We start from the raw sequence: 24,019 nt of genomic DNA, 5'->3' as shown, positions 1-24,019 counted from the left end.
TGCCGTTAAATAGGGCAAATGCGTGTAATCCGAATGCCCGCCTGGAAAATAGCCTGTATACTGTGCGCCGTTTTTTGCAATCTAATGCTTAGCCAAGCTGGCATCAAGCTTGCATATTTATATGTCACACTACTGTATCAAATGCACAACTGAAGCATATTTTGCAAACAAAGCGAACCCATGCGTCGCATGAAGTGAATTTTTAGCCATACAAAGGCTACCTGAAACCCTGCCAATCCCATGATTGCAGCCTGCTTCGGCAGCCTGCGGAGCCCATTTCACTATGCTTCCCTTAGAAACCTGGATCGGCCTGCGCTATATGCGCGCCAAAAAACGCAACGGGCTGATGTCTGTTATCAGCATTATCTCGATTTTCGGCATTGCCACCGGCGTAACCGCGCTGATTGTGGTGCTTTCCGTCATGAACGGTTTTCAAAAAGAAATCCGCGGCCAGCTGCTGAAGGTTACCCCGCATATGCAGATGAGCTATCTACAGGCCGATCCGGGCGATACCTGGCAGGGTCTGGCCAAAATCGCCCAAACCAACCCGCGCGTGCTGGGCGTGGCGCCCTATGTGAGCGGGCAGGCGCTGTTGGCTAATTCCGGCGAGGTTCAGGGCGTGCAGGTAAAGGGGATCGACCCGGCCGAAGAGCCGAAAGTATCTGCATACGGCGAAAAACTGCCCAACGAGCTGTATCAGCAGCTCAAACCCGGCCAGTTTGAAATGATTTTGGGTAAAGATATTGCCGACCGCTTAGGCGTGCAGCCGGGCGAAAAAGTAACCCTGATTTCGCCCGAAGGCAACGTTACGCCGGTGGGCATGGTGCCGCGCATGAAGCAATTCACCGTGGCCGCTACCGTTTCCACCGGCATTTTTGCCGTAGATAACAGCTTGTCCATCATCCATATTGAAGACGCCAAAACCCTGTATCGCGCCGGGGATGGCGATGTCGGCATTCAGCTGCGCCTCTCGCAACCGGAAACCGCACCCGACGTGACCGCCACTATTGTGCCCGCCGAGCAGCGCAACCACATCGCCGCCTTCGATTGGACCTACCAAAACCGCGACTACTTCCAAGCCGTGGAAGTGGAGAAGAAGATGATGTTCGTCATCATGTTCTTCATCAGCCTTGTCGCCTCCATCAACCTGATTTCCACCCTCATTATGACCGTAACCGAAAAGCAGGCAGCCATCGCCATTTTGCGCACCCTCGGCCTGCCCCCGCGCGGTATTATGAAGATTTTCCTGGTACAGGGTACACTGCTGGGCGTGGTCGGCACCGCCATTGGCGTGGTGCTGGGCGTAACCGTGGCACTAAACGTGGGCACTATCGTTTCCGCCATCGAGCAGATGGCCGGCCGCAAGCTGGTTACTTCCGCCATCTATTTCATCGACTATATGCCTTCGCAAGTGAAACTGTCCGACGTGCTGGCGATTGTTGCCATTTCCCTCGGTCTTTCCTTCGTGGCCACCCTGCTGCCCAGCTGGCGCGCATCCAAAACCCAACCCGCAGAGGCCTTGCGCTATGAATAAAGAAGCCGTTATCCAATGCCAAAACGTTGGCAAAACCTACGACGACGGCAGCCTCAAAGTGGAGGTGCTGCGCAATATCGATTTTCAGGTAGCCTCAGGCGAAGGCATCGGCATCATCGGCGCCTCCGGCAGCGGCAAATCCACCCTGCTGCACATCCTCGGCGGGCTGGATAAACCCACCAGCGGCGAAGTGAAAATCCAAGGCCAGGGCTTAAACAGCCTCTCCCAGGTGGCCATCGGCCGGCTGCGCAACCGCCATTTGGGCTTTGTTTACCAATTCCACCATCTGCTGCCTGAGTTTTCCGCACTAGAAAACGTGATGATGCCGCTGTTGGTGGCACGCAAAAGCCGCGCCGAAGCGCAGGCGGCCGCTGCCGAAATTTTAGAAAAAGTCGGCTTGGGCAGCCGCAAAACCCACCGCCCCGGCGAACTCTCCGGCGGCGAACGCCAACGTGCCGCCATCGCCCGCGCCTTGGTAACCAAGCCTGACTGCCTGCTGGCCGACGAGCCCACCGGCAACCTCGACCGCAAAAACGCCACCCACGCGCTGGAAATGATGCTGGAGCTCAAACACGAGCTCGGCACCGCCCTCATCGTGGTTACCCACGACGAACAACTGGCCAAGCGCTTCGACCGCGTGCTCACCATGGACGACGGCAGCCTGCGCGCTTAATTTCACCCGTGAATCCGGCTGTGCTGCCGGGCGAAACGGTTGCAGAATAGAAAGGCTACCTGAAAACGGCTGGGCAGGTTTTATAGTGAATTAACAAAAATCAGGACAAGGCGGCGAGCCGCAGACAGTACACACGTTACGGCAAGGTGAGCCAACGCTGTACTGGTTTAAATTTAATTCACTATAACTGCATTAGACCTCTTGCGAAAATATTCATCCCATCGCATTAACCAGTCCTGCAATCAGATTTGCCCTTAACCCGAACCGTTTCCGCCTGTTGCGGTAAGGCAGCGACAATATTTTGAATATCTTCAGTTTCCTGTTGATGTGCTCGATGACGGTTCTGAGTTTGCCTAACCGCCTGTTCGCCTCTTTATCCTGTTTGTCCGGCGGATGACGTTTGGATTTCTTTTTCGGGGTCTGTAATCCGGTTTTGGCCAATCCTTGATAACCCTTATCCGCAATGACTATTTTGTAGGGATAAAGCTCTGCAAGGTGCCTCTTGGCTAAACGCATGTCATGCCGGGCACCCATCCCCGTCCGGATGCTGATGATTTTTTCCGTTTCCCTGCCGTATATGACCCGGATTTTAACCGTGTGCCGCCTTTTCTTGCCGCTGTAATACTGCCGCTGTTTTTTTGGGACGTTCAATCGGGCTTTCGGTAACGTCAATGATGACCGTTTGGTCGCCCGGATTCTTGTGCTTTGGCAGGGAGAAGCGTTTGCAACGGATGAGGGCGTCCTCGGTTTTACGGATGGTGCGGCAGACATTGCTTTCGGAAAGGCCGTAGATGGCGGCCAATTCGAGTTGGGTATGGTAATGACGCAGATAGCTTAGGGTAAGCAGCAGTTGGTCTGCCAAACCGAGCGTATGCGGCCTGCCTGACTTGACCTTCCGGCTTTCTGCTTCTGTGGTGACTTGCAGCATTTCGTGAAAAAGGACGGGCGTTACACCTGTGAGCCGTTTGAATTCGCTATCGCTTCTTTGGATGAGGTTTTCGTATTTCATTTGGGAATTGTAAATCTTCAGGATACTTTCGCAAGAGGTCTATTGAAGCTTTGCTTTCAGGTAGCCTTTTGGTTTTCTGCAATGGAGGGGCAATACCGTCGCACTCTTTTTAGCGCATATAGTGGATTAACAAAAATCAGGACAAGGCGGCGAGCCGCAGACAGTACACACGTTACGGCAAGGCGAGACAACGCCGTACTGGTTTTTGTTAATTCACTCATAGTAGGCCGGCTGAAAGCCGCGCGGCTTAAACTTTCCCAACAGTATTTCGGGTTATAATCCGCCTTATGCAAAATTCCCTCTCTCTCTTTTTCAACGGCGAAGCCGCCACCGAAGCCTTCGGCCAGCGCATCGCGCCCGATTTGGCCGCACCGCTGGTGGTGTGGCTGGAAGGCGATTTGGGTGCGGGCAAAACCACGCTGGTGCGCGCTATTTTGCGTCGGCTGGGGCATACGGGTGCAGTGAAAAGCCCCACTTATGCCATTGTGGAAAGCTACCGGCCAAACGGCCTGGCGGTAAACCATTTTGATTTATACCGTTTCGCCGCGCCGGAAGAGTGGGAAGATGCCGGGCTGGGCGAATTGTTTGCCGAGCCCGCCCTCCATTTCATTGAATGGCCGCAACGCGCTGCAGGCTTTGTGCCCGCAGCCGATTTGCACATCGCGCTGCAAAACAGCGGCAGCGGCCGTGTCTGTACTCTTTCCGCCGATTCTGAAAACGGCAAGCAACTCATCGAATTATGGCAAAACTTACCCGCCGAATTTTCCTAAGCAGTGGCGCCGGCCTGCTGCTTCTGAGCATTGTGCCCACGGGCGAAGCGCACGGTACGCCGCAGTTTGTGGCCGTGCGCATTTGGCCGGCCTCTTCCTACACCCGCGCCACGCTCGAATCCACCCGCTCCCTTCATCATAAATATTTCCTGCTGGACAACCCGCGCCGCCTGGTGGTGGACATTCAGGGCGCGAGCCTCGACAGCGTGGTGCAGAGCCTGCCGCAGAAGCTCAGCCGCAGCGATCCGTATGTGGCCGGCATCCGCGTGGGGCAGTTCAACCCCGACACCATCCGCGTGGTGATGGATTTGAAAACCGCCGTGAACCCGCAAGTGTTCTCGCTCGCGCCGGTGGCCAATTTCAAACACCGCCTGGTAATCGACCTCTATCCTACTCAGGCCGTGGCGCTGGCGCAGGAAGCCAACGACCCGCTGATGGCGCTCCTGCAAGACTACACCAATGGCCGCATCCGCCAAGACGGCACCGCCACCGAGCAGGCGCAAACCACCAGCGTGCCGCCGGTGCAAAACCATGCCGGCGGCAACCGGCGCGGCAACCGGCGCGGCAACCGCAAGCTGGTGGTGATGCTCGACCCCGGCCACGGCGGCGAAGATTCCGGTGCAATCGGCCCCAGCGGCCTGCGCGAAAAAGACGTGGTACTCTCGATTGCGCGCGAAACCAAACGCGAAATGGAGCGGCTCGGCTATCAGGTGTACATGACGCGCAACGAAGACGTGTTCATCCCGCTGGGTGTGCGTGTGGCCAAGGCGCGCAGCCGCAAAGCCGATATTTTCATTTCGATTCATGCCGATGCCTTCACCACGCCGCAGCCGCGCGGCACCGGCGTGTATGCCTTAAGCCGCGGCAGAGCCACCAGCGCCGCCGCCCGTTGGCTGGCACAATCGCAAAATGCCTCCGACCAAATCGGCGGTATCCGCGTGAGCGGCAACCGGCAGGTGGACCACACGCTGTTTGACCTAGTGCAAACCGCCACCATCAACGACAGCCTGCGCCTGGGCAAATCGGTGCTCGACGAAATGGGCAAAATCAACCGCCTGCACAAAGGCCATGTGGATCAGGCCGGCTTTGCCGTGCTCAAAGCGCCGGATATTCCGTCGATTTTGGTGGAAACCGCCTTCATCTCCAATCCGGATGAAGAGCGGATGCTGTCCAGCAGCCAGTTCCGCCAAAAAGCCGCCCGCGCCATTACCGCTGGGGCGCAGCAATATTTGGCCACGGCCGTGGTGGCAAGACGTTAGCTGCTTGACCGGCAAGCATTAAAGGCTACCTGAAAGTTTTCAGGTAGCCTTTGCATTCGCGTCGGGTTGGCTGCCTGTGCTACACTTTATGCATTGTTTGTTTGCTTGGAAACCATGATGAAATTGAAATTTGCCCCCGCTTTAGCCGTTTTGTTTGTGTTGGCCGCATGCAGCAGCGAGCAGCCGATTGCGCCTGTGTCGGAGGCGCAGAAGGCGGTGCCGGAAGCATCGGCCTTGCCGGTGTCGGAAACCGGGTTCAGCCAAAATGCCGAAGTGCAGCGTTTTATCCGGCAGCAGGCCGGGTTGGGCGTGATGGGCGAAGGCCAGTTGCAGCAGTTTTTCGCGCAATCGGTGTATAAGGACAATATTATCAACATCATGAACCGCCCCGGCACGTCGCGCCCGTGGTATGAGTTCCGCAGCGGCAATGCCGGTGCGGGCAAAATCAACGGCGGCCGCCGCTTCTACCAGCAATACCGCCAAGTGCTCGACCAAGTGGCGAGCGAGTACGGCGTGCCGGCGGAAGTGTTGGTGGCGATTGTGGGCATCGAAACGAACTACGGCAGCAATATGGGCAGCTTCCGCCTGGCCGATTCGCTGCCCACGCTGGCGTTCGGCTACCCGCGCCGTGGCGAGTTTTTCCAGCAGGAGCTGCATGAATTCCTGCTGATGGCCAAAGAAGAAGGACGCGATCCGTTCAGCTTCACCGGCAGCTATGCCGGGGCGATGGGGATGCCGCAGTTTATGCCGTCGAGCTACCGCAAATGGGCGGTGGATTACGATGGCGACGGCCAACGCAACATCTGGGGCAGCGTGCCGGATGTGGCGGCGTCGGTGGCCAACTATCTGAAGGCGCACGGCTGGCGGCGCGGTGGCAAGGTGATGGTGCCGGTGTCGATGGTGCCCACGCCGGAATTGCTGGCGCTGATTGATGAAAAAACCGCGCTGAATAAAACCGTGGGCGAGCTGCGGCAGATGGGGGTAACGCCGCTGGAGGAAGTGGCCGACCACGAAAAAGCCGTGCTGTTCCGCCTGGAAACCGCGCCCGGCCAGTATGACTACTATATCGGCCTCAACAATTTCTTCGCCGTTTGGCAATACAACCACAGCCGCCTGTATGTGAGCGCGGTGCGCGAAATCGCCAACGGCGTGGGCGGCGGCAAGCTGTAAGCCCCGTTGCAATAGAGGCTACCTGAAAAGCAATCAACTGTTTTCAGGTAGCCTTTTCCGTTACAATACGCCACTCAAAAATTCAGCTAAGAAAGCACACACCATGCCTAAAGTAACCGTCTTGCCGCACAGCGAATTGTGTCCCGAAGGCAAAATCATCGAAAACGCCCCCGAAGGCGAAAGCATTTGCAGCCTGTTGCTCGACAACGGCATCGAAATCGAGCACGCCTGTGAGCAATCCTGCGCCTGCACCACCTGCCACGTGATCGTGCGCCAAGGCTTTGACAGCCTGGAAGAACCGAGCGAAATCGAAGAAGACCTGCTCGACCAAGCCTGGGGCTTGGAAGCCGAATCGCGCCTGAGCTGCCAGGCCAAAGTAGGCAGCGAAGACCTCGTGGTGGAAATTCCCAAATACACCATCAACCACGCCCGCGAACACTGATTTCAGGTAGCCTCATCATGAAATGGACCGACACCCAACGCATCGCCGAAGAACTCTTCGACCGTCATCCCGACATCGACCCGAAAACCGTCCGCTTCACCCAGCTGCGTCAGCTCATCCTCGATTTGCCCGAGTTTGACGACGACCCGCAGCGTTGCGGCGAGCGCATCCTCGAAGCCGTGCAGCAGGCTTGGATAGACGAAGCCGAATAAGCAGATTTCAATTTTGTTGCAACACATACTTTCAGGTAGCCTCACTATCGGTGCAGGCTACCTGAAAAATTCATTCCGAAAGCAAACGCCATGAAAATCGCCACTTGGAACGTAAACTCCCTCAAAGTGCGCCTGCCGCACGTGAGCGACTGGCTGATTCAGCACCAGCCCGACGTGCTCTGCCTGCAAGAGCTCAAGCTGGATCAAGACCAGTTTCCGCTTTCCGCCTTCGAAATGCTCGGCTACCGCGCCGTGTGGAGCGGGCAGAAAACCTACAACGGCGTGGCCATCCTGAGCAAAGAAGAAGCGCAAAATGTGCACACCGGCCTGCCCGCCCTGCCCAACGACCCGCAACGGCGCGTGATTGCCGCCACCATCGGCGGCGTGCGCGTGGTGGACGTATATTGCGTGAACGGCGAAGCCGTGGGCAGCGAAAAATTTGCCTATAAACAGCAATGGTTTGCCGCGCTGGCCGAATTTATCCGCAGCGAATTGGCGCAGCATCCGGAATTGGTGCTGCTTGGCGATTTCAACATCGCCCCCGCCGATTTGGATGTGTACGACCCGGAAAAATGGCAGGGCAAAATCCTCTGCTCCGCTGAAGAACGCGCCTGGTTTCAAACCCTGCTCGACCTCGGCCTCACCGACAGCCTGCGCCGCCTGCACCCCGACGAACCGCTCTACACCTGGTGGGACTACCGCATGAATATGTTCCGCCGCAAACTCGGCCTGCGCATCGACCACATCCTCGCCAGCCAAGCCCTGCTGCCGCGCCTTGCCGCCGCCGGCGTAGACACCGCCCCGCGCGCGCTGGAACGCCCCAGCGACCACGCGCCGGTGTGGGCGGAGTTTGAATAGCACATCGTTGCCGCAATGAAAAGGCTACCTGAAAAATTTCAGGTAGCCTTTTTGTATCGTAATCAGAGTGGGCAGGGCTTACGATTGCATCGTCCAAGCCACGCTGCCGCCGGCGCGCATGGGGACGAGTTGCCCGCCGTTGCCGATGGGGAAGCTGTTCGGCACGGTTTGCGCTTGTTTCAACAGGGTGATGGTGTCGGTGTTTTCGGGCAGGCCGTAGAAGCGGGCGCCGTTTTTCGAGGCGAAGGCTTCGAGTTTATCGAGCGCGCCGATTTGCTCGAAGGCTTCGGCGTAGAGCTCGATGGCGGTGGCGGCGCTGAACATGCCGGCGCAGCCGCAGGCGTTTTCTTTGGCGTGTTGCGGGTGCGGCGCGGAGTCGGTGCCGAGGAAGAATTTGTGCGATTGCGCGCCGGATACGGCTTCGAGCAGGGCTTGGCGGTGGCTTTCGCGTTTGAGCACGGGCAGGCAGTAGTGGTGCGGGTGCACGCCGCCGACCAAAAGGTCGTTGCGGTTGAGCAGCAGGTGCTGCGGGGTAACGCTGGCGGCGAGATTTTCGCCGCTTTGGCACACGAGGCGGGCGGCTTCGGCGGTGGTGATGTGTTCGAATACGGTTTTGAGGCCGGGCACTTTATTCAGCACGGGCAGGAGGATACGCTCGATGAATGCGGCTTCGCGGTCGAAGATGTCGATGGCGGGGGCGGTTACTTCGCCGTGCACCAGAAAGCGCAGATCTTGGGCGGCAATTTCTTCGAGCACGGGCAGAAGTTTGAACAGGTCGGTTACGCCGCTGTCTGAGTTGGTGGTGGCGCCGGCGGGGTAGAGTTTGAAGGCGACGATGCCGGCAGCTTTGGCTTCCCGCACCAGGGCGGGGGTGGCGTGGTCGGTGAGATAGAGCGTCATCAACGGTTGGAAGCGGCTGCCGGCGGGCAGGGCGGCGAGGATGCGTTCGCGGTAGGCCAAGGCATCGGCCACGCTAATCACCGGTGGCTTGAGGTTGGGCATGATCACGGCACGACCCATCTGGCGGGCGGTGTGCGGCAAAACGTGGCGCAGGGTGTCGCCGTCGCGCAGGTGCAGGTGCATATCGTCGGGGCGGAGGAGGGTGAGGGTTTGCATGGCGGACTTTCTTGGTTGGATAGATAGTGTTTTCAGGTAGCCTTGGGATGCTGGGTGGATAAGGCTACCTGAAACTGTGTTCCAAGGTTGGTTAAAACGATATTGCGGTAAAGCCGGGCTATTTGTGTTGGATCACCAAAACGAACACGCCGTTATCCGTGCCGGAAGCGAGCAGTTGGTGGCCGGTTTGGCGGCAGAAGGCGGCAAAGTCGTCGGGGGCGCCGGGGTCGGTGGCGCGCACGGAAAGTATCTGCCCTGCTTCCAAAGTGGCCAGTGCTTTTTTGGCGCGGAGAATGGGCAGGGGGCATTTGAGGCCGGTGAGGTCGAGCTCTAGGGTAGGGGGCATGGCGGTGGTTTCTGTGTGATTGGTGGGAGTGGATTATAACGCGGGTTGGGCTTGGGGTGAGCATGAGAACTACCTGGAGTTTCAGTGCTGCAGAAACTCTCAGAACTTGTTTTAACTTCGTTGAAGCTGATACTTTCAGGTAGCCTTTTGTTTAGCCGGGCTGCCTTATTCTGCTTCCCGGCTGGTGAGGCCGTAGAGCAGGAGTTGCAATATATCCTGCGGCAGTCGTTGCAGGGCGGGGGTGTAGAGTTCGGCGAGGCTGGGATGGCGCATGAGGCTGTCCATTTGGCGGATGAAGAGGTCGATGAGTTCGGGCGGCAGGCTGTGGTGGATGAGTTTGCGCTGTTGCAGGGTGTGAAAAAAGCTGCGCATAAACTGATATTTCTCTTCTTCCATGCTGCGGAAAAAGCGTTCCAACTCCAAATCGGCCACATTGGCGATGTCGTCGAGCACGGGCACGGAATAGAGTTCGGCCATGGATTCGCGTTGGATGGAGAATAGGGCAGCAGCGGCCTCTTCCAGGCTGCATTGCTGCGCCAACAGGCCTTCGAGTCGGCTGCGCACCTGTTCTTTCTGTTCGGCAAACAGTTCCTGCACCAGCGCGTTTTTGCCGGAGTAGTATTTGTAGAAGGTTACGCGGCTGGTGTGGGCGGCGGTGCAAATGGCTTCTACGGAAACGGCAGCAAAGCCTTGGGTGTAAAACAGATTTTTCGCTGTTTCGCGCAGTGCCTGCCGTTTTTTGCTGTGGGGCATGTGGGAATACCTTTCTTTTGGCAAGCATTCGATAATCGCTTGCATTATCTTTTGTTGCTTTCTATAATTTACAGTATATGTATGTTTAATGTAAATCTGTAAATTTTTATTGTACTCGCCGAGCCGAACCAACAAAGGAGAAACCGCAGTGAAACTCAATGCCTGCCTGCTTGCCCTGCTGGCCGCCGCCCCGTATTTCGCCCACGCCGAAGAAACCGATGCCGCCGCGCAACTGCCCGATATTGTGGTTACCGGCGAGCGCGGCAGCCGCACCGTATTCCAAACCGGCACGTCGCACAATGTGTTCACCGCGCCGGATATCGACCGCAGCGGCCACAAACTTTCTGCCACCGACCTGCTCAAGCAAACCGTCAACACCGTGGATTTGGGCAGCGGCAACGATTTGCCCACCGTGCGCGGCGTGGACGGCTCCGGCCCGGCGGTGGGCGCGGTGGCCTTCTTCGCCGGTACGCGGCCGCGTTTGAATTTGTCGATAGACGGCCGCTCCGCCACTTACAACGAATACGCCTTCGGCACGCAATCGCTGTGGGATATGCGGCAGGTGGAAGTCTTGCGCGGGCCGCAGAGCCTGGTGCGCGGGCAGAACGCTGTGGCCGGCGCCATCGTGATGCGCTCCAACGACCCGACTCAGGAATGGGAAGGCGCGGTGCGCTTGGGTGCGGGCAACCAGAAAACCCGCAACGGTGCGCTGATGGTATCCGGCCCGATTGTGAAAAACAACCTCGCCTTCCGCCTGAGCGCCGAGCGCCAGCAGCGCGAAAGCTACGAGCCCTTCGTGCATTACGACCCCGCCGGCAACCCGCGCCGCGTGGAAAACACCAATATCCGCTTCAAGCTGCTCTTCACGCCCGAGGCCTATCCCAACTTCCTCAGCCGCTTCACCTTCAACTACATCAAATCGCGCGCCCCGCAAAACGAAATCATGGGCAACACCGCCAGCGCCCGTTTCCTGCCGCAGAAGCCCGTATTTGAAACCGGCTCCCGCTCCGGCATTTGGGACGTTTCCTGGCAGGTTAGCGACAGCTTCAAGCTCGAAAACAAGCTGGTGTACGCACGTTACGACAACGACCGCATCCACCTGCCCATGTCCGTGCACCCGCAAGGCGTGCCCGCCACCCTGCGCGGCCACGAAGTGCAGTGGGAGCCCGTATTGCACTACCGTCCCGAAGGCGGCAGCGTGAAAGGCCTGGCCGGGCTGTATTTCTTCCGCAGCAGCCAAGACGAAACCGTAGACATCCGCAGCGTGGGCGGGCGCAACAAGTTCAACGACGCCAACCGCGTATATGCCGCCTTTGCCGAAGCCGATTGGCAGTTCGCCCCGCAATGGAACCTCACGCTTGCCGGCCGCCTTGAGCGCGAAGAACACCAACGCCACGGCGGCGGTGCCAGCCTGCGCCTGGATTTGGACAAAGGCCAAACCGTATTCCTGCCCAAAATCGACCTTTCCTACCACCCGGGCGAACACTTCACCGCCGGCCTCAAACTCGCGCGCGGCTACAACCCCGGCGGCGCAGGCATCACCTTCGGCCGCCCCGTGCTCACCTACACCTACCAGCCCGAATACATCAACAACATCGAGCTCTACACCCGCTGGCGCACGCCCGACCGGCGGATCGAGCTGAGCGGCAACCTTTTTGCCAACCGCTATAAAGACATGCAGCTCCCCTTCTACCTCGGGCCCAACTCCGTGGTGATCCGCAACGCCAACAGCGTGCAAACCTACGGCGCGGAAATGCAGGTCGGCTGGCAGGCGCTTGACAGCCTGCGCCTTACCGCCGGGCTCGGCCTTCTGCACACCGACATCCGCCACTATCCCGGCAGCGGCATCGAAGGCAACCGCTTAGGCCGCGCCCCGCGCTACACCGCCACCTTGGGCGTGGCCTGGAAGCACCCCTCCGGCTGGGAGGCCGGCGGCGATGCCCGCTTCAGCGGCGGCTACTACTCCGCCGCCAACAACGCCGAAGTCGGGCGCATCAAACGCTACGGCCAGCTCAACCTCTACGCCGCCTACAACTTCAAATACGGCCGCGTATCGATGTATGCCGACAACGTGTTCAACAGCCGCCGCCCGATCTTCGTGTCCACCAACGACCGCCACGACTCACTCTACCAACGCCCCCGCGCCATCGGCGTGAGTACCGAATGGCGGTTTTAGGCAAAACGGAGGCTACCTGAAAACACAGCTTCAACGAAGTTAAAACGCAGCCCACGAATGAGGCCGTTTCTGCGGAACTAAAGCGCGAACCTCAACGGAGCGAACGCGGTCGAATAATTTTCAGGTAGCCTATTCGCGGCACGATCAGGCTACCTGAAAAACCGTAAGGGCAGGTTTTATCCCTGCACGCCGCCCTGCTTCCTTTCCAGGTAGCCCGCCTGCAGCACGCTGGCGCCGCTCGCCTTTCCCGTGTGATAGGGCGGATAGGCAGGCCGCAGGAGGGCACTTTGCCGCGCTTCCCTTTTCAGGTAGCCCATGCGGCATAAGGCGGTAAAGGCTACCTGAAAAAGCAGAGTTGGTTGTAACTCCGCGAAAGTTTACGTTTTCAGGTAGCCTTACCCCAACACGGCTGCAAAGGCATCGAGGCTACCTGAAACCGCCAAATCCACACCAAAAAGGAATCCACCATGTTTACCCCCGTCAAAACCCTGCCCCAAGGCACCATTTTCTACACCGACCTGGTCGGCGTTTCCCTGTTTGCCGCCTGGCTCGATGCATTCGAAGTGCTGCTGCAAAGCCACCCGCGCCTGGCCACCGTGTGCGCCACGATGCGCCTGCAAAAGGAAGAAGCCCAGATTGTGGCCGACCGCAAGCTCTATCTTGATTGGATACGCGCCCACCGCCCGCTGCTGGACGAACGCTGCGCCGCCATGCTGCTGATCGAGCCCGATGCCGAACAGCTGGATGTGATGCGGCAGCAGTCGGGCAAAATGGCGCCCACGCTCGGCGTGAACTATATTGTGGAAGCCGACTACGCCACCGCCATCCGCAGCGCCGAAGCCGCGCTGGCCGCCTTTAGGCCGGAAAAAGCCTGAGGAGGCCGCCCGTGGCACACGATTCATCCCGCCCGAACCGGCGCGACTGGCTGCTGCTCGCCACCGCCGGCACCTACAAATTCACCCTCATCGGCTTTTACCTGGTGGCGCTGATGACCATCCTTAAAAGCGGCGGCTTCAACCTGAAGCAGCTGGGTTGGATTTACCTGATCGGCAGCGTGGAGAGCGGCAAAATCCTGTTTTCCACCCTGATCGAACGCTACCGCATCGGCCGCTGCGGGCGCTTTCGCGGCTGGATGCTGGTGTCGCTCGGCGGCATCGGCCTTGCCCTGCTGGTGTTGCTCGCCATCAACCCGCTGCACAGCTTCCCGCCGCTGGCCGCCGCCTGCCTGCTGTTGTGCGCCTGCGGCACGCTCTACGGCTGCGCCGTGCTCGGCTTGAGCTGCGTTTTGCTGCCCTACCGCGAGCGCGGCTTCGGCGGCGTGATTCAAACCGTTGCCGCCCGCGCCGGAAAGATGGTTGGCGGCGCGCTGGTGCTGCTGGTGTTCCGCCGCTTGGGCTGGCAGGCCGCCGTGGGGCTGGTGCTGCTGTTCAACGTTTTGCTGCTGCTGCAAGTGTGGTTTTACCGCGAGCCGGAGGCAGATGCGCCGCCCGCCGCCGGGTTCGGCACGCTGTTTGCCCGCATGCTCGGCTTCTGGCGGCTGCCCGGACGCGGCCTGCGTTGGCTGCTGCTTTTGGCCGCCGCCGCCACGCCCTATGCCTGGATTGCCGCCACCTTCGTGCCCAAACTGGGCGATTTGGGCTTCAGCCCCGCGCAAACCGGCACGATTCTGGCCGTGGCCATCCCGCTCGCCTGCATGACGGTTACGCCGCTGGCGGGCTATCTGGCGCGCAAGCAGTCGCGGCGGCGCATCGTAACCGCGCTGTGCGCGCTGCAACTGCCGCTGGTGGCTTCGTTTGCCTGGATAGACCGTGCCGCCGCGCTGCACCATTGGCTGCCGCCGCTGCAAATCGTGGCGCTGAGCCTGAGCTATACCCTGCTGCTGCCCGTGATGCTGGCGCTGATGATGGACAAATCCGAGCCCGCCACCGCCGCGCTGGATAGCAGCCTGCAATTCTCCGTGCTGCTGGCCGGCACCTACGCCGCGGGCTTCGCCGGCCTGCGCCTGGCCGAACGGTGGGGCTATCCTGCTTCTTATAGCGTGGCGGCAGTCTTGGCGCTGCTGGTGTGCATCGCCTTCGCCTTCAGTGGGCAGCTGTTTGAATACGGTTCGGAAAGATATAGCGGATTAAAATCGCAATGATACGGCGTTGCCAACGCCATTATGTACTACCCGTACACGGCGGGCGTTGCCGCCTTGTCTCATTTTTATTTTAATCCGCTATAGTTCGGCGGCTGATTGGCAGGAAAGAGGCTACCTGAAAATTTCAGGTAGCCTTTTTAATACTGGAACGGCTTAGCGCAAAGCCTGCCACACTTTCAGCGCGTCGGCGGTAGCTTTCACGTCGTGCACGCGCAGGATGGCGGCGCCGCGTTCGGCGGCATAGAGGGCGGCAGCCACGCTGCCGTGGATGCGTTGGGCGGGTTCGGCCTCGCCGGTGATTTCGCCGATCATGCGTTTGCGCGATACGCCGATGAGCAGGGGAAGGCCGGTTTGTGCCTGCAGATCGGGCAGGTGGCGCATGAGTTGGATGTTGTGCTGGAGGTTTTTGCCGAAGCCGATGCCGGGGTCGAGCACGATGCGCTCGGCGCGGATACCGGCGGCTTGGCAGGCTTGGGCTCGGGCTTTCAGGTAGCCTGCCACTTCGCTTACCACATCTTGGTATTGCGGGTTGTTTTGCATGGTTTCGGGCAGCCCCTGCATGTGCATCAGGCAGATGCCGGTGTCGGGGTGGGCGGCGAGCAATTCGACGGCACCGCCGTCTGCCAGGGCGGATACGTCGTTGATGATGTCGGAGAGGCCGTCGCCGAGCAGGCGTTGCATGATGGCGCTGCGGCGGGTGTCCACGCTGAGGGGAACGTTCCATTTGGCGATTTCGCTCACGATGGGTTGCAGCCGCGCCCATTCTTCTTCGGGGGAAACGTGGGCGGCGCCGGGGCGGGTGGATTCGCCGCCGATGTCGAGAATGTGCGCGCCTTCGGCCAGCAGGCGTTCGGCATGGCCAAGGGCGGCGTGGGCGCTGCGGGAATAAGTGCCGCCGTCGGAGAAGGAATCTGGGGTGAGGTTGACGATGCCCATGATTTTGGGCACGGATAAGTCGATGCGGAAACGCCCGGCTTGCCAGATGGGTTGTGTCATGCGAGGCTACCTTAAAAAGAGGGAAAATGGGATTATAAGCCTGCGTGGTGCAAAGGTCTTCTTTGCTGCGCTAGGGCAGGGATAGGAGGAGTGGCGGATGGGGAGTGGAAAGAGCCGGGAAAACGGTTATGTCGTGTAAAAGATAGGCTGTCTGGGCAGTGTTTGACGGTGGCAAACGTATGGGCATTTCTGGCTTTATAGGATAAAAAACAAGCATATTATGATGCCGAGGTGGCTATGCCCGAAATTGTCATGCATCAAATACATACAATTATGTCGGTGTTAATATTTACTTTGAAAAGCAAAAGGCATATACTGCGATTCAGCGTTGGGCAAGGTGGAAAAGCTTTTTCAGCCAGCTGCCTAGTTCAACTCACTAATAGAAGCAGGCGATATTGCTTGGATAATAAAGTCTGCCAAACCTTCCTGAGTTACAAAGTAGAGAGTATGAATTGGTTTCGGGAAGCTTAAATTATTTGTTTTTATTTTGTTTTTGTGGAGATCTTGTCGAAAATGAATTACGATAAAACCGTAGCGGAAATGTTGAACGTGGATGGCGCTCTGGCTGCCGCAGTAGTGGATTATTCTAGCGGCATGTTGTTGGCCGGCGGCGGTAGCCCCTCAATCGATTTGGAAATTGCTGCCGCAGGTAACACCGAGGTGATGCGTGCCAAAAACAAAACCATGCAGATGCTTGGTTTGAAAGACGAAATTGAAGATATCTTGATGACTTTGGGCACCCAATACCACCTGCTGCGCCCGCTGCCCCGTCATGACGGCCTGTTCCTGTACTCTGTGCTGGACAGAAGCAAAGCCAACTTGGCTCTGGCTCGCCGTTCTCTGATTAACGCCGAACGCAACTTGGGCTAATTGCTATATTCGAAACCGGCTGTCTGATAGATTAGACAGCCGGTTTTTATTGTTTGCTACACCTGGTATGGTGCGGGAAAAATACAACAATCCTCCTGCCTTTTCTGCCGTGCACTTGCCGCAGTAGGTATCCGGCCGCTACTATGCGCGGGTTTTCATTACTTATAGTGGATTAACAAAAATCAGGACAAGGCGGCGAGCCGCAGACAGTACACACGTTACGGCAAGGCGAGCCAACGCTGTACTGGTTTTTGTTAATTCACTATATTCACCACTGCAAAGAAAGGAGCTGGCTATGCCGTACACTTCAATCCTCCGTTCAACTCTTTGCAGCTCAGAAGCCTAAGGCCATTCCCTTTTTCTGTGCCGCCCGCTTCGGGCTGCTTTCTCACTATTTTGCAAACTGCATTTGATGCGCTGCTTTGCTGCGCCTGCCGTTTGCATTCTGTGGATAAATTTATTTGCCGTTTCAAGCTATTGCTGCCGTGTTTACGCGGGTAGGGCAGGGCTGTGCGCAAACGAAATTATCCGCCGCAAGAAAGTACATTATGGGCACACAAAATCCCCAAATCATTTCTGAAAACATTGTTTTAATAGCTGATTCAAACACCTGGATTGAGGGCAACGCCATCCAACAACTCCAAACCACTGCCCGCCTGCCGCAGATGCGCCGGGTGGCCGGTATGCCCGATTTGCACGCCGGGCGCGGTTATCCCGTCGGCGCGGCATTTTTCAGCTTCGGCCGTTTTTATCCTGCGCTCATCGGCAATGATATCGGCTGTGGCATGGCGCTGTGGCAAACCGATTTGGCCGCATACAAAGCCAAACCCGCCAGGCTGGCCAAACAGCTTGGCAGCATCGATGCGCCGCTGGATGAAAGCTGGCAGGCACGGATTAACGAAGTCTTGCCGCGGCATCCTTTTCAGGCAGCCTTAGGCAGTATTGGCGGCGGCAACCATTTTGCCGAACTGCAAACTGTGGATACCGTTTACCGCCCCGAGAGGCTACCTGAAAACTTCGATACCGATTGCCTACAGCTGCTCGTGCACAGCGGCTCGCGTGGGCTTGGCCAGCAGGTTTTGCGCCGCCATGTGGACGCGCACGGCCACCAAGGGCTACATGAAAACAGCCCCGAAGCCGCCGCCTACCTGGCCGAACACAACGACGCGCTGGCTTTTGCCCGCGCCAACCGGCTGCTGATTGCCGAGCGCATGCTGGAGCGTTGGCACGCCGAAGGCCGCTGCCTGCTCGATGTGCACCACAACTTCCTGCAACAGGCCGAAATCGGCGGCGAAACCGGCTGGCTGCACCGCAAAGGTGCCACTCCGTCCGACTGCGGTTTGGTGCTGATTCCCGGCTCGCGCGGCGATTATAGCTATCTGGTCGAACCGGCTGCCGATTGCAGCATCGCCCTCAATTCGCTCGCCCACGGCGCCGGCCGCAAATGGCAGCGCGGCGAATGCAAAGGCCGCCTGTCGCACAAATACAGTGCCGATAGCCTGCGCCGCACCGCCTTCGGCAGCATCGTGGTGTGTGCCGACAAAGCCTTGATTTTTGAAGAAGCCCCGCAGGCCTACAAAAATATCGACAGCATCATCGAAGTCATGCGGCAGGCCGGCCTGATCGAGCCGATAGCCCGCCTCAAGCCGGTGCTCACTTATAAAACCAGCGGCGGCTGTGGGGAGTGATGCTATGAAAATCATCAGTAAATTTAAAGACTTTTATGATCATAAAGTGGCCAAATACGGTATCGACCCCGTGCTGGTGTTCGATCGCCGCCAGAGCCCCGAAGCCGAAATCCTGCGCAGCCTGCCTAAGCCGCCGACCGAGTGGAAGAAGGAGTACGGTGCCTGCGCTGTGGTGTCCGAGCTGTATATCGGCAACCTGCGCGTGTTTCTGTTTGCTGCTGAGAAGCAGGTGTACAGCTCATACGACATCGATACCGTGTATCTGCAACACCGCCGCCACCGCTTTTCCCTGAGTATGGTGCGCTTTCTCGACGGCAGCGAATACTGCCTGCCGCAATGCCATAACTACTATTGGCCGGGGTATCGCCACTTCCAAACGCCCGACTTCAGCCCCCGCCGCTGCAGCCGCCGCCATCCTATAATCGCAAATACCGCCATACGCCGCTGCTACTCACCTATTACGCCGACCCAAACCGGCCCACCCGGCTCGACAGCCGCCAAGATTTTGCCGAAAACCCGCAGCTCTCCGGCCTCGGCGTGTATATCGACCCCGATATCGTGTGGCAGTATCTTTGCGAATACCTCTCACAGCTCAAAAGCGAGGCCGAAACCAGCCCGGCCGTGCCAGACCAAGACAAAATCGGCAACAAAGGCTTCGATGCCAAGCATTCGTTCCGACCGAAAATGAAAAGGAAATGATGTCGTGAAAATAATCAGCAAATTTAAAGACTTTTACGATCACAAAGTAGCCAAATACGGCATCGACCCCGTGCTGGTGTTCGACCGCCGCCAGAGCCCGGATGCCGAAATCCCGTACGGCCTGCCCAAGCCGCCTGCCGAGTGGGAGCAGGAATACGGCGCATGCGCGGCCATGTCGGCGCTGTATGTGGGCAGGTTGCGCGTGTATTTGTTCAACACGGGCGAGTGTGTTTACACTTCGTTCGATGTGGCCGAAGTGATTCGCCGCCCGCCGCATCCCGGCCGGGATATTTACCCTAAAATCCGTTTTCACGACGGCGGCGAATATTGCCTGCCGCAATACGGAGACTACTTATTGAGTGCAAACCAGAAATTCCAAGCCGAAACCGTAGCCTCACGGGAGGAACTGCCCGCCGCGCCGCTGCTGCTGGAGTGCGAAACCGGATTGCGCAGCTGGCGGGAAGGCAGGTTTGCCTATTACGCCAACCCCCAGCTCTCCGTACTCGGCATCTACATCGACCCCGATATCGTGTGGCAGCACCTGTGCGAATACCTCTCGCAGCTCAAAAACGAGACCGAAACCAGCCCGGCTGTGCCCGATCAAGACAAAATCGGCAATAAAGGCTTCGATGCCAAGCATTCGTTCCGGCCGAAAATGAAAAGGAAATAACCCATGATTTATCTGCAAATTTCCACTGCCCAAGGCCCGGCCGAATGCCAGATGTTTGCCCGTTTCGCCCTGCAAAAAATCCTGCGCGAGGCTGAAACGGCAGGTGTGGAGGCCGAAATATTGGAAGAAACCCCGAGCAAACACGGCATTCTCTCCGCCGTGCTCAAGCTCTCCGGCAGCCGCGCCGAAAGCCTGGCCGCAAGCTGGCAGGGCACGCTGCAATGGGCCTGCCCCAGCCCGCTGCGGCCGCAGCACCCGCGCAAAAACTGGTATATCGGCGTGTTCAGGCTACCTGAAATTCCGGCGCTGCCGGAAAGCGAAGGCATCGAATTCCAAACCTGCCGCGCCGGCGGCAAAGGCGGGCAGCATGTGAACAAAACCGAATCCGCCGTGCGCGCCGTCCACCTCGCCAGCGGCATCGCCGTGCGCGTTGAGGGCGAGCGCAGCCAGCACGCCAACAAAAAACGCGCGCTGGAGCTGCTCGCGCTCAAGCTGGCCGAACACCACCAAACCGCCCTGCGCCGGCATGCCGCCGATGCGCACAAATTACTTTATCGAGTGGAGCGCGGCAACCCGAGGCGGGTGTTTAAAGGGGAAGGTTTCCGCGAACAGGCTTGATGGCGCGGGCAATGGGAAAGGCTACCTGAAATTTCAGGTAGCCTTTGGTGTGGAAATCAACAGCGTTGTTTACACTTTCGGCTTTTGCTTGAAGACCTGTTTGAGCAGCTATCCGGCATTGTCAAGAATGTCGATAGATACGGGAAACCTGCTCTGTTCCTGATAATGACGGATAGCTACCTAAGAATAATTCAAGCAAAAACAAAAGCTATCCGCCGTAGAGAAAGTGTAAACAACACGACGATTTCCTATATAATAATGCAACTAGAAGTAAAATCGTTCAAGAGTGGATTGCTAGAAAAAGGATTAGAGATCCAAATTTAATTGATAGAATTATGAGCGATACTAGTAAATTACAAGTATTTCCACCCGGCAGCTCGATGCCAAATTACACTATAAAAGCACCTGATAAACTGATTATTTATGAGAATTCTACAACAGTTGAATCAGCAACTAGTTTAAGCGATTTAATTAAACCAAAATCTGGATGTATAGCTCTAGCAACATGTACATCATATTATAAATAGGTATTAAATAATGTTTTATCCTGATTTAGAACCAGTTAGAAGTGAATTTTCAATTTATCCTAAAGTACTTAATATAGGTTGGCTAGATAATGGATATACTTACTATAAAGGTTTGATGAACACGTCTTTAGTCACTAAGTTAAAAGAAATAATACTTCTTGACTTGGATCAGATGCCGGATGATGAGTTTTGTGGAATTCAGCATCACCCTAAAAATATTATTGTGCATAGAATGCATATGATGGGGGAACCATTTAGATGCCCTTTTTGTAAATCTAAAGTTAGTTTACATGATGATAGCGGCAGGGAAATGATTCTTGGTAAAAATGAGGTAATTATTCCAAGTGTTAATAGAGATTATGTATTTTGCTTTCCTACTCTAGTGTATCATTATGTTACTAAACATAATTATCTTCCACCAGAGGTATTTTTAAAGGCCTTAGCTTATTTTAGTTTAGATAAACCTTATAATTATCTAGAAGATCCTAGTATATTTGATGTTAAAAAATTGATTTCTATGTAGAAAATCATAAAAGATAGTTCTTGTTATTTACTCGAGAAATTCTCTATATTTTCCTATCTTATTTTTAAAAAAAATACCCCTATTCGGCCATAATAGCATCGGGAAAGGCTATTTATAAATTTCAGTCGGTAGGTTGGGTTGGTAAACCCAACATTCCACTTTATTTGTTGGGTTACGCCTGCGGCTAACCCAACCTACTCTTGCTGATGCAGGTTTTAAGCCAGGAACTATTACAAATCGCCAAATTTACTTAGATAAGGATGGAAGAGTGTTAAGATATGAAGCAGGGGGATGGAAGCATGATTGATCTTAGTTATAAAGTAATCCCAGATTTATATGCAGAAATAGAGCCTAATATTGGTGCTGCTAATATTAGGCTAGGATTAAATTTTAGTTATTTTATAAAGAACATAGATTATATTAATGTAACAGATAATGATGTAACGGTGTGTAATATTGCACTAGATATTCCATATGAAAATTATGATACAAGCATGAAGGAAAATAAAATAATAAAAACTAAAAATATATGGTGTATATATCATAAGGACCCTTGGGAGTGGAATGGAGATTTAATTGACAATATATATGCGTACTGGAACAATTCAGTAATTTTAGAGTTTAATAAAAAGAAAATTGGTGACTATATATTGTCAAATATATGTTTACAAAATGAATACAAGGGTAAATATATGAATACACTAGCTGTTGGTGATAAAATGTCATTGCTTTTAGATGCCTATGATATTTTATTTTATGGAGATTTACATTATTTGGCAAAAAAAATAACTACAGATAAATTTGATGACTTGTATTGCTCTAATAATTTTGAATTAGATAGTATCAATAATTTATTATGGGAGAATAGAGAATTAATAATAGGTATAAATATACAAACAAATTATCGAGAAGCAGTTGATAGGAATAATTTTACAAGACAAATCGCTGAAAGTATAGAAGTATTCATAGATACTTAAATAGGTGAAAAATTAGGATAAAAATCTATTTCTATATGGATAACTAATTCTTTTCTATATCGCAGTGTACTTTTCAGGTGGCCTCCATGCTGAAGGAGACTGCCTGAAAATCACTCCCCTCTTAATCAGTCGGCCACTTCCTACGCTCTTTAACAACCCAAGCACAACAAGAGATTCAGAGGCTACCTGAAAAAATTTCAGGTAGCCTCTCCATTAAGCGAAGGCGACATCCGCATCGGCGGAGAACGCACCACCGCCCAGGCACTCGGCCCCTGCACCCGGTTAACCCAACCTACTCTTGCTGTGTTTACCTTTTTGTCCGGTTGATGTTTTTTTTAGGTAGCCTTTTTGCTTTACGGTTGCATGGTATTGTTTGGGGCGGCTTCGTCTAAATATTTGAGGCGTGTAGGGTGCGTGCCTGTGGCACGCACGCCGTTGCCAATTATTCCCAAACCGCGGTGCGCGTTTCGCACGCACCCTACGCCCGCAAATGAGCAGGCTACCTGAAATTCATTTTTCAGGTAGCCTTTTGCAAGCGTAGGTTGGGCTAGCCTCAGGCTAGCCCAACCTAATTTACTCATTAACTATACAGCTGATCGATTTTCCTATTACAAATGTATTTGAGGACATAGCTTCTTCAAAAGATTGCGGGGGATCTGCAAAATTGCCAAACTCTAAGCAAATTAATTCATCAAAAAAAAATTATATGTATTCCATTAGATATTACTTGTGCGGTTGTTTGAAGTGGCTCATGTACTCTGTATGTAACAACATCTTTAACAATAATTTCAACTTCTTTCCATACATTATTATATTTTCCCCACATATATTGCGAATAAACTAAAATAGAAAAATTCTTGCTTCCATCTTCTGTGTATTCAATTTTTATATTTCTAATTATAGAGTCCTCAAAATTACTAAAATCATTAAAAACAAAATTAATGTCCATATTAATATTCCTATCTATGTCCTATGGGGGTATGAGGGATTGCATTAGAGGGAAGCTTTTTCCATTCAGCTGGAACGTTATTAGTAAGTAGGTTGGGTTAGCTGCAAGCGTAACCCAACAAATTTAGCAACGGAAAGGCTACCTGAAAATTGTTTTAGCCCAGTAGGAATAAATCGCGGCCATGCTGTTTGAGCCAAGCAGTGGCAGTGGATCGGTGCGGGGTGTGTTGTTCGACTGCTGCCCAAAAGGCTGGGCTGTGGTTGAGATGGCCCAGGTGGCAGAGTTCGTGCACGCAAACGTAGTCGGCCACGTATTCGGGTGCGCCGATAAGCCGCCAGTTGAGGCGGATGTTGCGGCGGCGGCATACGCCCCAGAAGGTTTTGGCGCGGCTGAGGGCGGTGTGTTCGGGAATGAGCTGCAGGCGTTGGGCGTGTGCGGCGAGGCGGGGAAGGAGGTAGGCTTCGGCCAGAGGCTGGAGGTGTTGGCGCAGGCGGGCTTGCTGCTGCGGCCATTCGGCTGCGGGCAGATAGATGCGGCCGGGCTGGATTCGGATGGCGGCTTGGGCGTGGGATTGCAGTTGGTGCGGCTGGCCGTAGAGCCAGATATGGCCGGGGGCGGCAGCCGGGGCGGGGCTGCGCCGGAGCATTTGCTGCAGGGTAGTTTCGTTGTGTTGCAGCCAGCGGCGCAACTCGGGCAGGCTTAGCTGCGGCGGGATGCTGATCCGCAGGCTGTGTTCGCCGTGTGCCCGCAGGATGATGTTTTTCTTGGCACGGCGGCTGAGGTGGAGCTGGATGGTGTGGCCGTTGGCGAGGGTGTGGGTGAGGAGCGGCATGGCGGGTTTCAGGTAGGATTTGGGGGTTAGTGTAAGCGAATATGGTTTCAGGTAGCCTTAGGCTACCTGAAAATATTTATGCTGGTGCAACCACATCAGCCGACAGCTGGCAGGCCTATTTCCGATATTTGTGCCTAAAACTGCTGTTTAGTATGAATGCCAGCCCTGCGGTTTTAGTTTCAGGTAGCCTTTGAACACGCCAAAGGCTACCT

At 55.4% G+C, this 24,019-nt stretch carries 25 protein-coding genes; 18 read left to right on the top strand and 7 right to left on the bottom strand.

Annotation, left to right across the window (positions count from 1 at the left end; genetic code table 11):
* The first annotated feature begins 283 nt into the window (after nt 1-283).
* A complete protein-coding gene (locus ELB75_RS10565) occupies nt 284-1,534 on the top strand; it encodes a lipoprotein-releasing ABC transporter permease subunit (RefSeq protein WP_126983869.1) in 1,251 nt (416 codons plus the stop codon).
* The gene (gene lolD, locus ELB75_RS10560; RefSeq protein ID WP_064088683.1) at nt 1,527-2,207 is read left to right on the top strand and encodes a lipoprotein-releasing ABC transporter ATP-binding protein LolD; all 681 of its coding nucleotides are present in this window, start codon (nt 1,527-1,529) and stop codon (nt 2,205-2,207) included. Before ELB75_RS10565 ends, lolD begins: the two co-directional genes overlap by 8 nt.
* 213 nt (nt 2,208-2,420) lie before the next feature.
* Here lolD and ELB75_RS10555 read toward each other — a convergent pair.
* Nucleotides 2,421-3,216, bottom strand: a protein-coding gene (locus ELB75_RS10555; RefSeq protein ID WP_126982325.1) for an IS5 family transposase whose coding sequence is annotated in 2 segments (ribosomal slippage) — nt 2,421-2,849 and nt 2,851-3,216 — 795 coding nt in all. Because the reading frame shifts where the segments join, the coding sequence is not laid out codon by codon here.
* Nucleotides 3,217-3,503: 287 nt separating this feature from the next.
* On the opposite strand from ELB75_RS10555, the gene tsaE reads away from it, so the two are divergent.
* The 6 genes from tsaE (at nt 3,504) to xth (ending at nt 7,927) form a co-directional block, all read left to right on the top strand.
* Nucleotides 3,504-3,986, top strand: a complete 483-nt coding sequence (tsaE, locus tag ELB75_RS10550) for a tRNA (adenosine(37)-N6)-threonylcarbamoyltransferase complex ATPase subunit type 1 TsaE (RefSeq protein WP_126983868.1) — start codon at nt 3,504-3,506, stop codon at nt 3,984-3,986.
* On the top strand, nt 3,956-5,245 hold the full coding sequence (locus ELB75_RS10545; RefSeq protein WP_126983867.1) for an N-acetylmuramoyl-L-alanine amidase: 1,290 nt from the start codon (nt 3,956-3,958) through the stop codon (nt 5,243-5,245). Before tsaE ends, ELB75_RS10545 begins: the two co-directional genes overlap by 31 nt.
* Nucleotides 5,246-5,359: 114 nt before the next feature.
* Nucleotides 5,360-6,415 (top strand): lytic murein transglycosylase B, encoded by a 1,056-nt coding sequence (gene mltB, locus ELB75_RS10540; protein WP_126983866.1) that lies wholly within the window; start codon nt 5,360-5,362, stop codon nt 6,413-6,415.
* A gap of 103 nt (nt 6,416-6,518) precedes the next feature.
* A complete protein-coding gene (gene fdx / locus ELB75_RS10535) occupies nt 6,519-6,857 on the top strand; it encodes an ISC system 2Fe-2S type ferredoxin (protein WP_126983865.1) in 339 nt (112 codons plus the stop codon).
* A 17-nt stretch (nt 6,858-6,874) separates the two neighbouring features.
* Entirely contained in the window at nt 6,875-7,069 is a 195-nt protein-coding gene (gene iscX / locus ELB75_RS10530) for a Fe-S cluster assembly protein IscX (RefSeq protein ID WP_003822048.1), read from the top strand.
* Between the two features lie 90 nt (nt 7,070-7,159).
* Nucleotides 7,160-7,927: an exodeoxyribonuclease III gene (gene xth, locus ELB75_RS10525; protein WP_126983864.1), complete on the top strand. Its 768-nt coding sequence runs from the start codon at nt 7,160-7,162 to the stop codon at nt 7,925-7,927.
* 78 nt (nt 7,928-8,005) lie between these two features.
* On the opposite strand, the gene pyrC is transcribed toward xth, so the two are convergent.
* The 3 genes from pyrC to ELB75_RS10510 form a co-directional block, all read right to left on the bottom strand.
* Nucleotides 8,006-9,043: a dihydroorotase gene (pyrC, locus tag ELB75_RS10520; RefSeq protein WP_126983863.1), complete on the bottom strand. Its 1,038-nt coding sequence runs from the start codon at nt 9,041-9,043 to the stop codon at nt 8,006-8,008.
* Nucleotides 9,044-9,161: 118 nt separating this feature from the next.
* On the bottom strand, nt 9,162-9,389 hold the full coding sequence (locus ELB75_RS10515; protein ID WP_126983862.1) for a sulfurtransferase TusA family protein: 228 nt from the start codon (nt 9,387-9,389) through the stop codon (nt 9,162-9,164).
* Between the two features lie 165 nt (nt 9,390-9,554).
* Nucleotides 9,555-10,142, bottom strand: coding sequence for a TetR/AcrR family transcriptional regulator (locus ELB75_RS10510; RefSeq protein ID WP_126983861.1), 588 nt, complete (start codon nt 10,140-10,142; stop codon nt 9,555-9,557).
* Nucleotides 10,143-10,290: 148 nt separating this feature from the next.
* Here ELB75_RS10510 and ELB75_RS10505 point away from each other — a divergent pair, with 148 nt between their 5' ends.
* From ELB75_RS10505 to ELB75_RS10495, 3 genes are all read left to right on the top strand, one after another.
* On the top strand, nt 10,291-12,318 hold the full coding sequence (locus tag ELB75_RS10505) for a TonB-dependent receptor (protein WP_126983860.1): 2,028 nt from the start codon (nt 10,291-10,293) through the stop codon (nt 12,316-12,318).
* Between the two features lie 467 nt (nt 12,319-12,785).
* Complete coding sequence (locus ELB75_RS10500) at nt 12,786-13,193, top strand: extensin (protein ID WP_126983859.1); 408 nt, start codon at nt 12,786-12,788, stop codon at nt 13,191-13,193.
* 11 nt (nt 13,194-13,204) lie between these two features.
* On the top strand, nt 13,205-14,458 hold the full coding sequence (locus tag ELB75_RS10495) for an MFS transporter (protein ID WP_241236075.1): 1,254 nt from the start codon (nt 13,205-13,207) through the stop codon (nt 14,456-14,458).
* A gap of 153 nt (nt 14,459-14,611) precedes the next feature.
* Here ELB75_RS10495 and folP read toward each other — a convergent pair whose 3' ends face one another.
* Nucleotides 14,612-15,454 (bottom strand): dihydropteroate synthase, encoded by an 843-nt coding sequence (gene folP / locus ELB75_RS10490; protein ID WP_126983858.1) that lies wholly within the window; start codon nt 15,452-15,454, stop codon nt 14,612-14,614.
* Between the two features lie 513 nt (nt 15,455-15,967).
* On the opposite strand from folP, the gene ELB75_RS10485 reads away from it, so the two are divergent.
* From ELB75_RS10485 to ELB75_RS10455, 7 genes are all read left to right on the top strand, one after another.
* The gene (locus ELB75_RS10485) at nt 15,968-16,324 is read left to right on the top strand and encodes a hypothetical protein (protein WP_067530464.1); all 357 of its coding nucleotides are present in this window, start codon (nt 15,968-15,970) and stop codon (nt 16,322-16,324) included.
* A 548-nt stretch (nt 16,325-16,872) separates the two neighbouring features.
* The gene (locus tag ELB75_RS10480; protein ID WP_126983857.1) at nt 16,873-18,012 is read left to right on the top strand and encodes an RNA ligase RtcB family protein; all 1,140 of its coding nucleotides are present in this window, start codon (nt 16,873-16,875) and stop codon (nt 18,010-18,012) included.
* Nucleotides 18,013-18,016: 4 nt separating this feature from the next.
* The gene (locus ELB75_RS10475; protein ID WP_241236074.1) at nt 18,017-18,700 is read left to right on the top strand and encodes a hypothetical protein; all 684 of its coding nucleotides are present in this window, start codon (nt 18,017-18,019) and stop codon (nt 18,698-18,700) included.
* Nucleotides 18,701-18,715: 15 nt separating this feature from the next.
* Complete coding sequence (locus ELB75_RS10470) at nt 18,716-19,381, top strand: hypothetical protein (RefSeq protein WP_126983856.1); 666 nt, start codon at nt 18,716-18,718, stop codon at nt 19,379-19,381.
* Nucleotides 19,382-19,384: 3 nt separating this feature from the next.
* On the top strand, nt 19,385-19,999 hold the full coding sequence (gene prfH, locus ELB75_RS10465) for a peptide chain release factor H (RefSeq protein ID WP_126983855.1): 615 nt from the start codon (nt 19,385-19,387) through the stop codon (nt 19,997-19,999).
* A gap of 537 nt (nt 20,000-20,536) precedes the next feature.
* The gene (locus tag ELB75_RS10460; RefSeq protein ID WP_126983854.1) at nt 20,537-21,049 is read left to right on the top strand and encodes a DUF7919 family protein; all 513 of its coding nucleotides are present in this window, start codon (nt 20,537-20,539) and stop codon (nt 21,047-21,049) included.
* Nucleotides 21,050-21,327: 278 nt separating this feature from the next.
* The gene (locus tag ELB75_RS10455; RefSeq protein ID WP_126983853.1) at nt 21,328-22,026 is read left to right on the top strand and encodes a hypothetical protein; all 699 of its coding nucleotides are present in this window, start codon (nt 21,328-21,330) and stop codon (nt 22,024-22,026) included.
* 691 nt (nt 22,027-22,717) lie between these two features.
* Here ELB75_RS10455 and ELB75_RS10450 read toward each other — a convergent pair.
* The gene (locus tag ELB75_RS10450) at nt 22,718-22,975 is read right to left on the bottom strand and encodes a hypothetical protein (RefSeq protein WP_126983852.1); all 258 of its coding nucleotides are present in this window, start codon (nt 22,973-22,975) and stop codon (nt 22,718-22,720) included.
* A gap of 154 nt (nt 22,976-23,129) precedes the next feature.
* Nucleotides 23,130-23,807, bottom strand: coding sequence for a M48 family metallopeptidase (locus ELB75_RS10445; RefSeq protein ID WP_126983851.1), 678 nt, complete (start codon nt 23,805-23,807; stop codon nt 23,130-23,132).
* Nucleotides 23,808-24,019: the final 212 nt, after the last annotated feature.

The sequence above is a fragment of the Eikenella corrodens genome, from assembly GCF_003990355.1.
GTDB lineage: Bacteria > Pseudomonadota > Gammaproteobacteria > Burkholderiales > Neisseriaceae > Eikenella > Eikenella corrodens_B.
The sequence above is the reverse complement of the archived record's forward strand: the minus strand, read 5'-3'. Positions and strand labels throughout refer to the sequence as shown.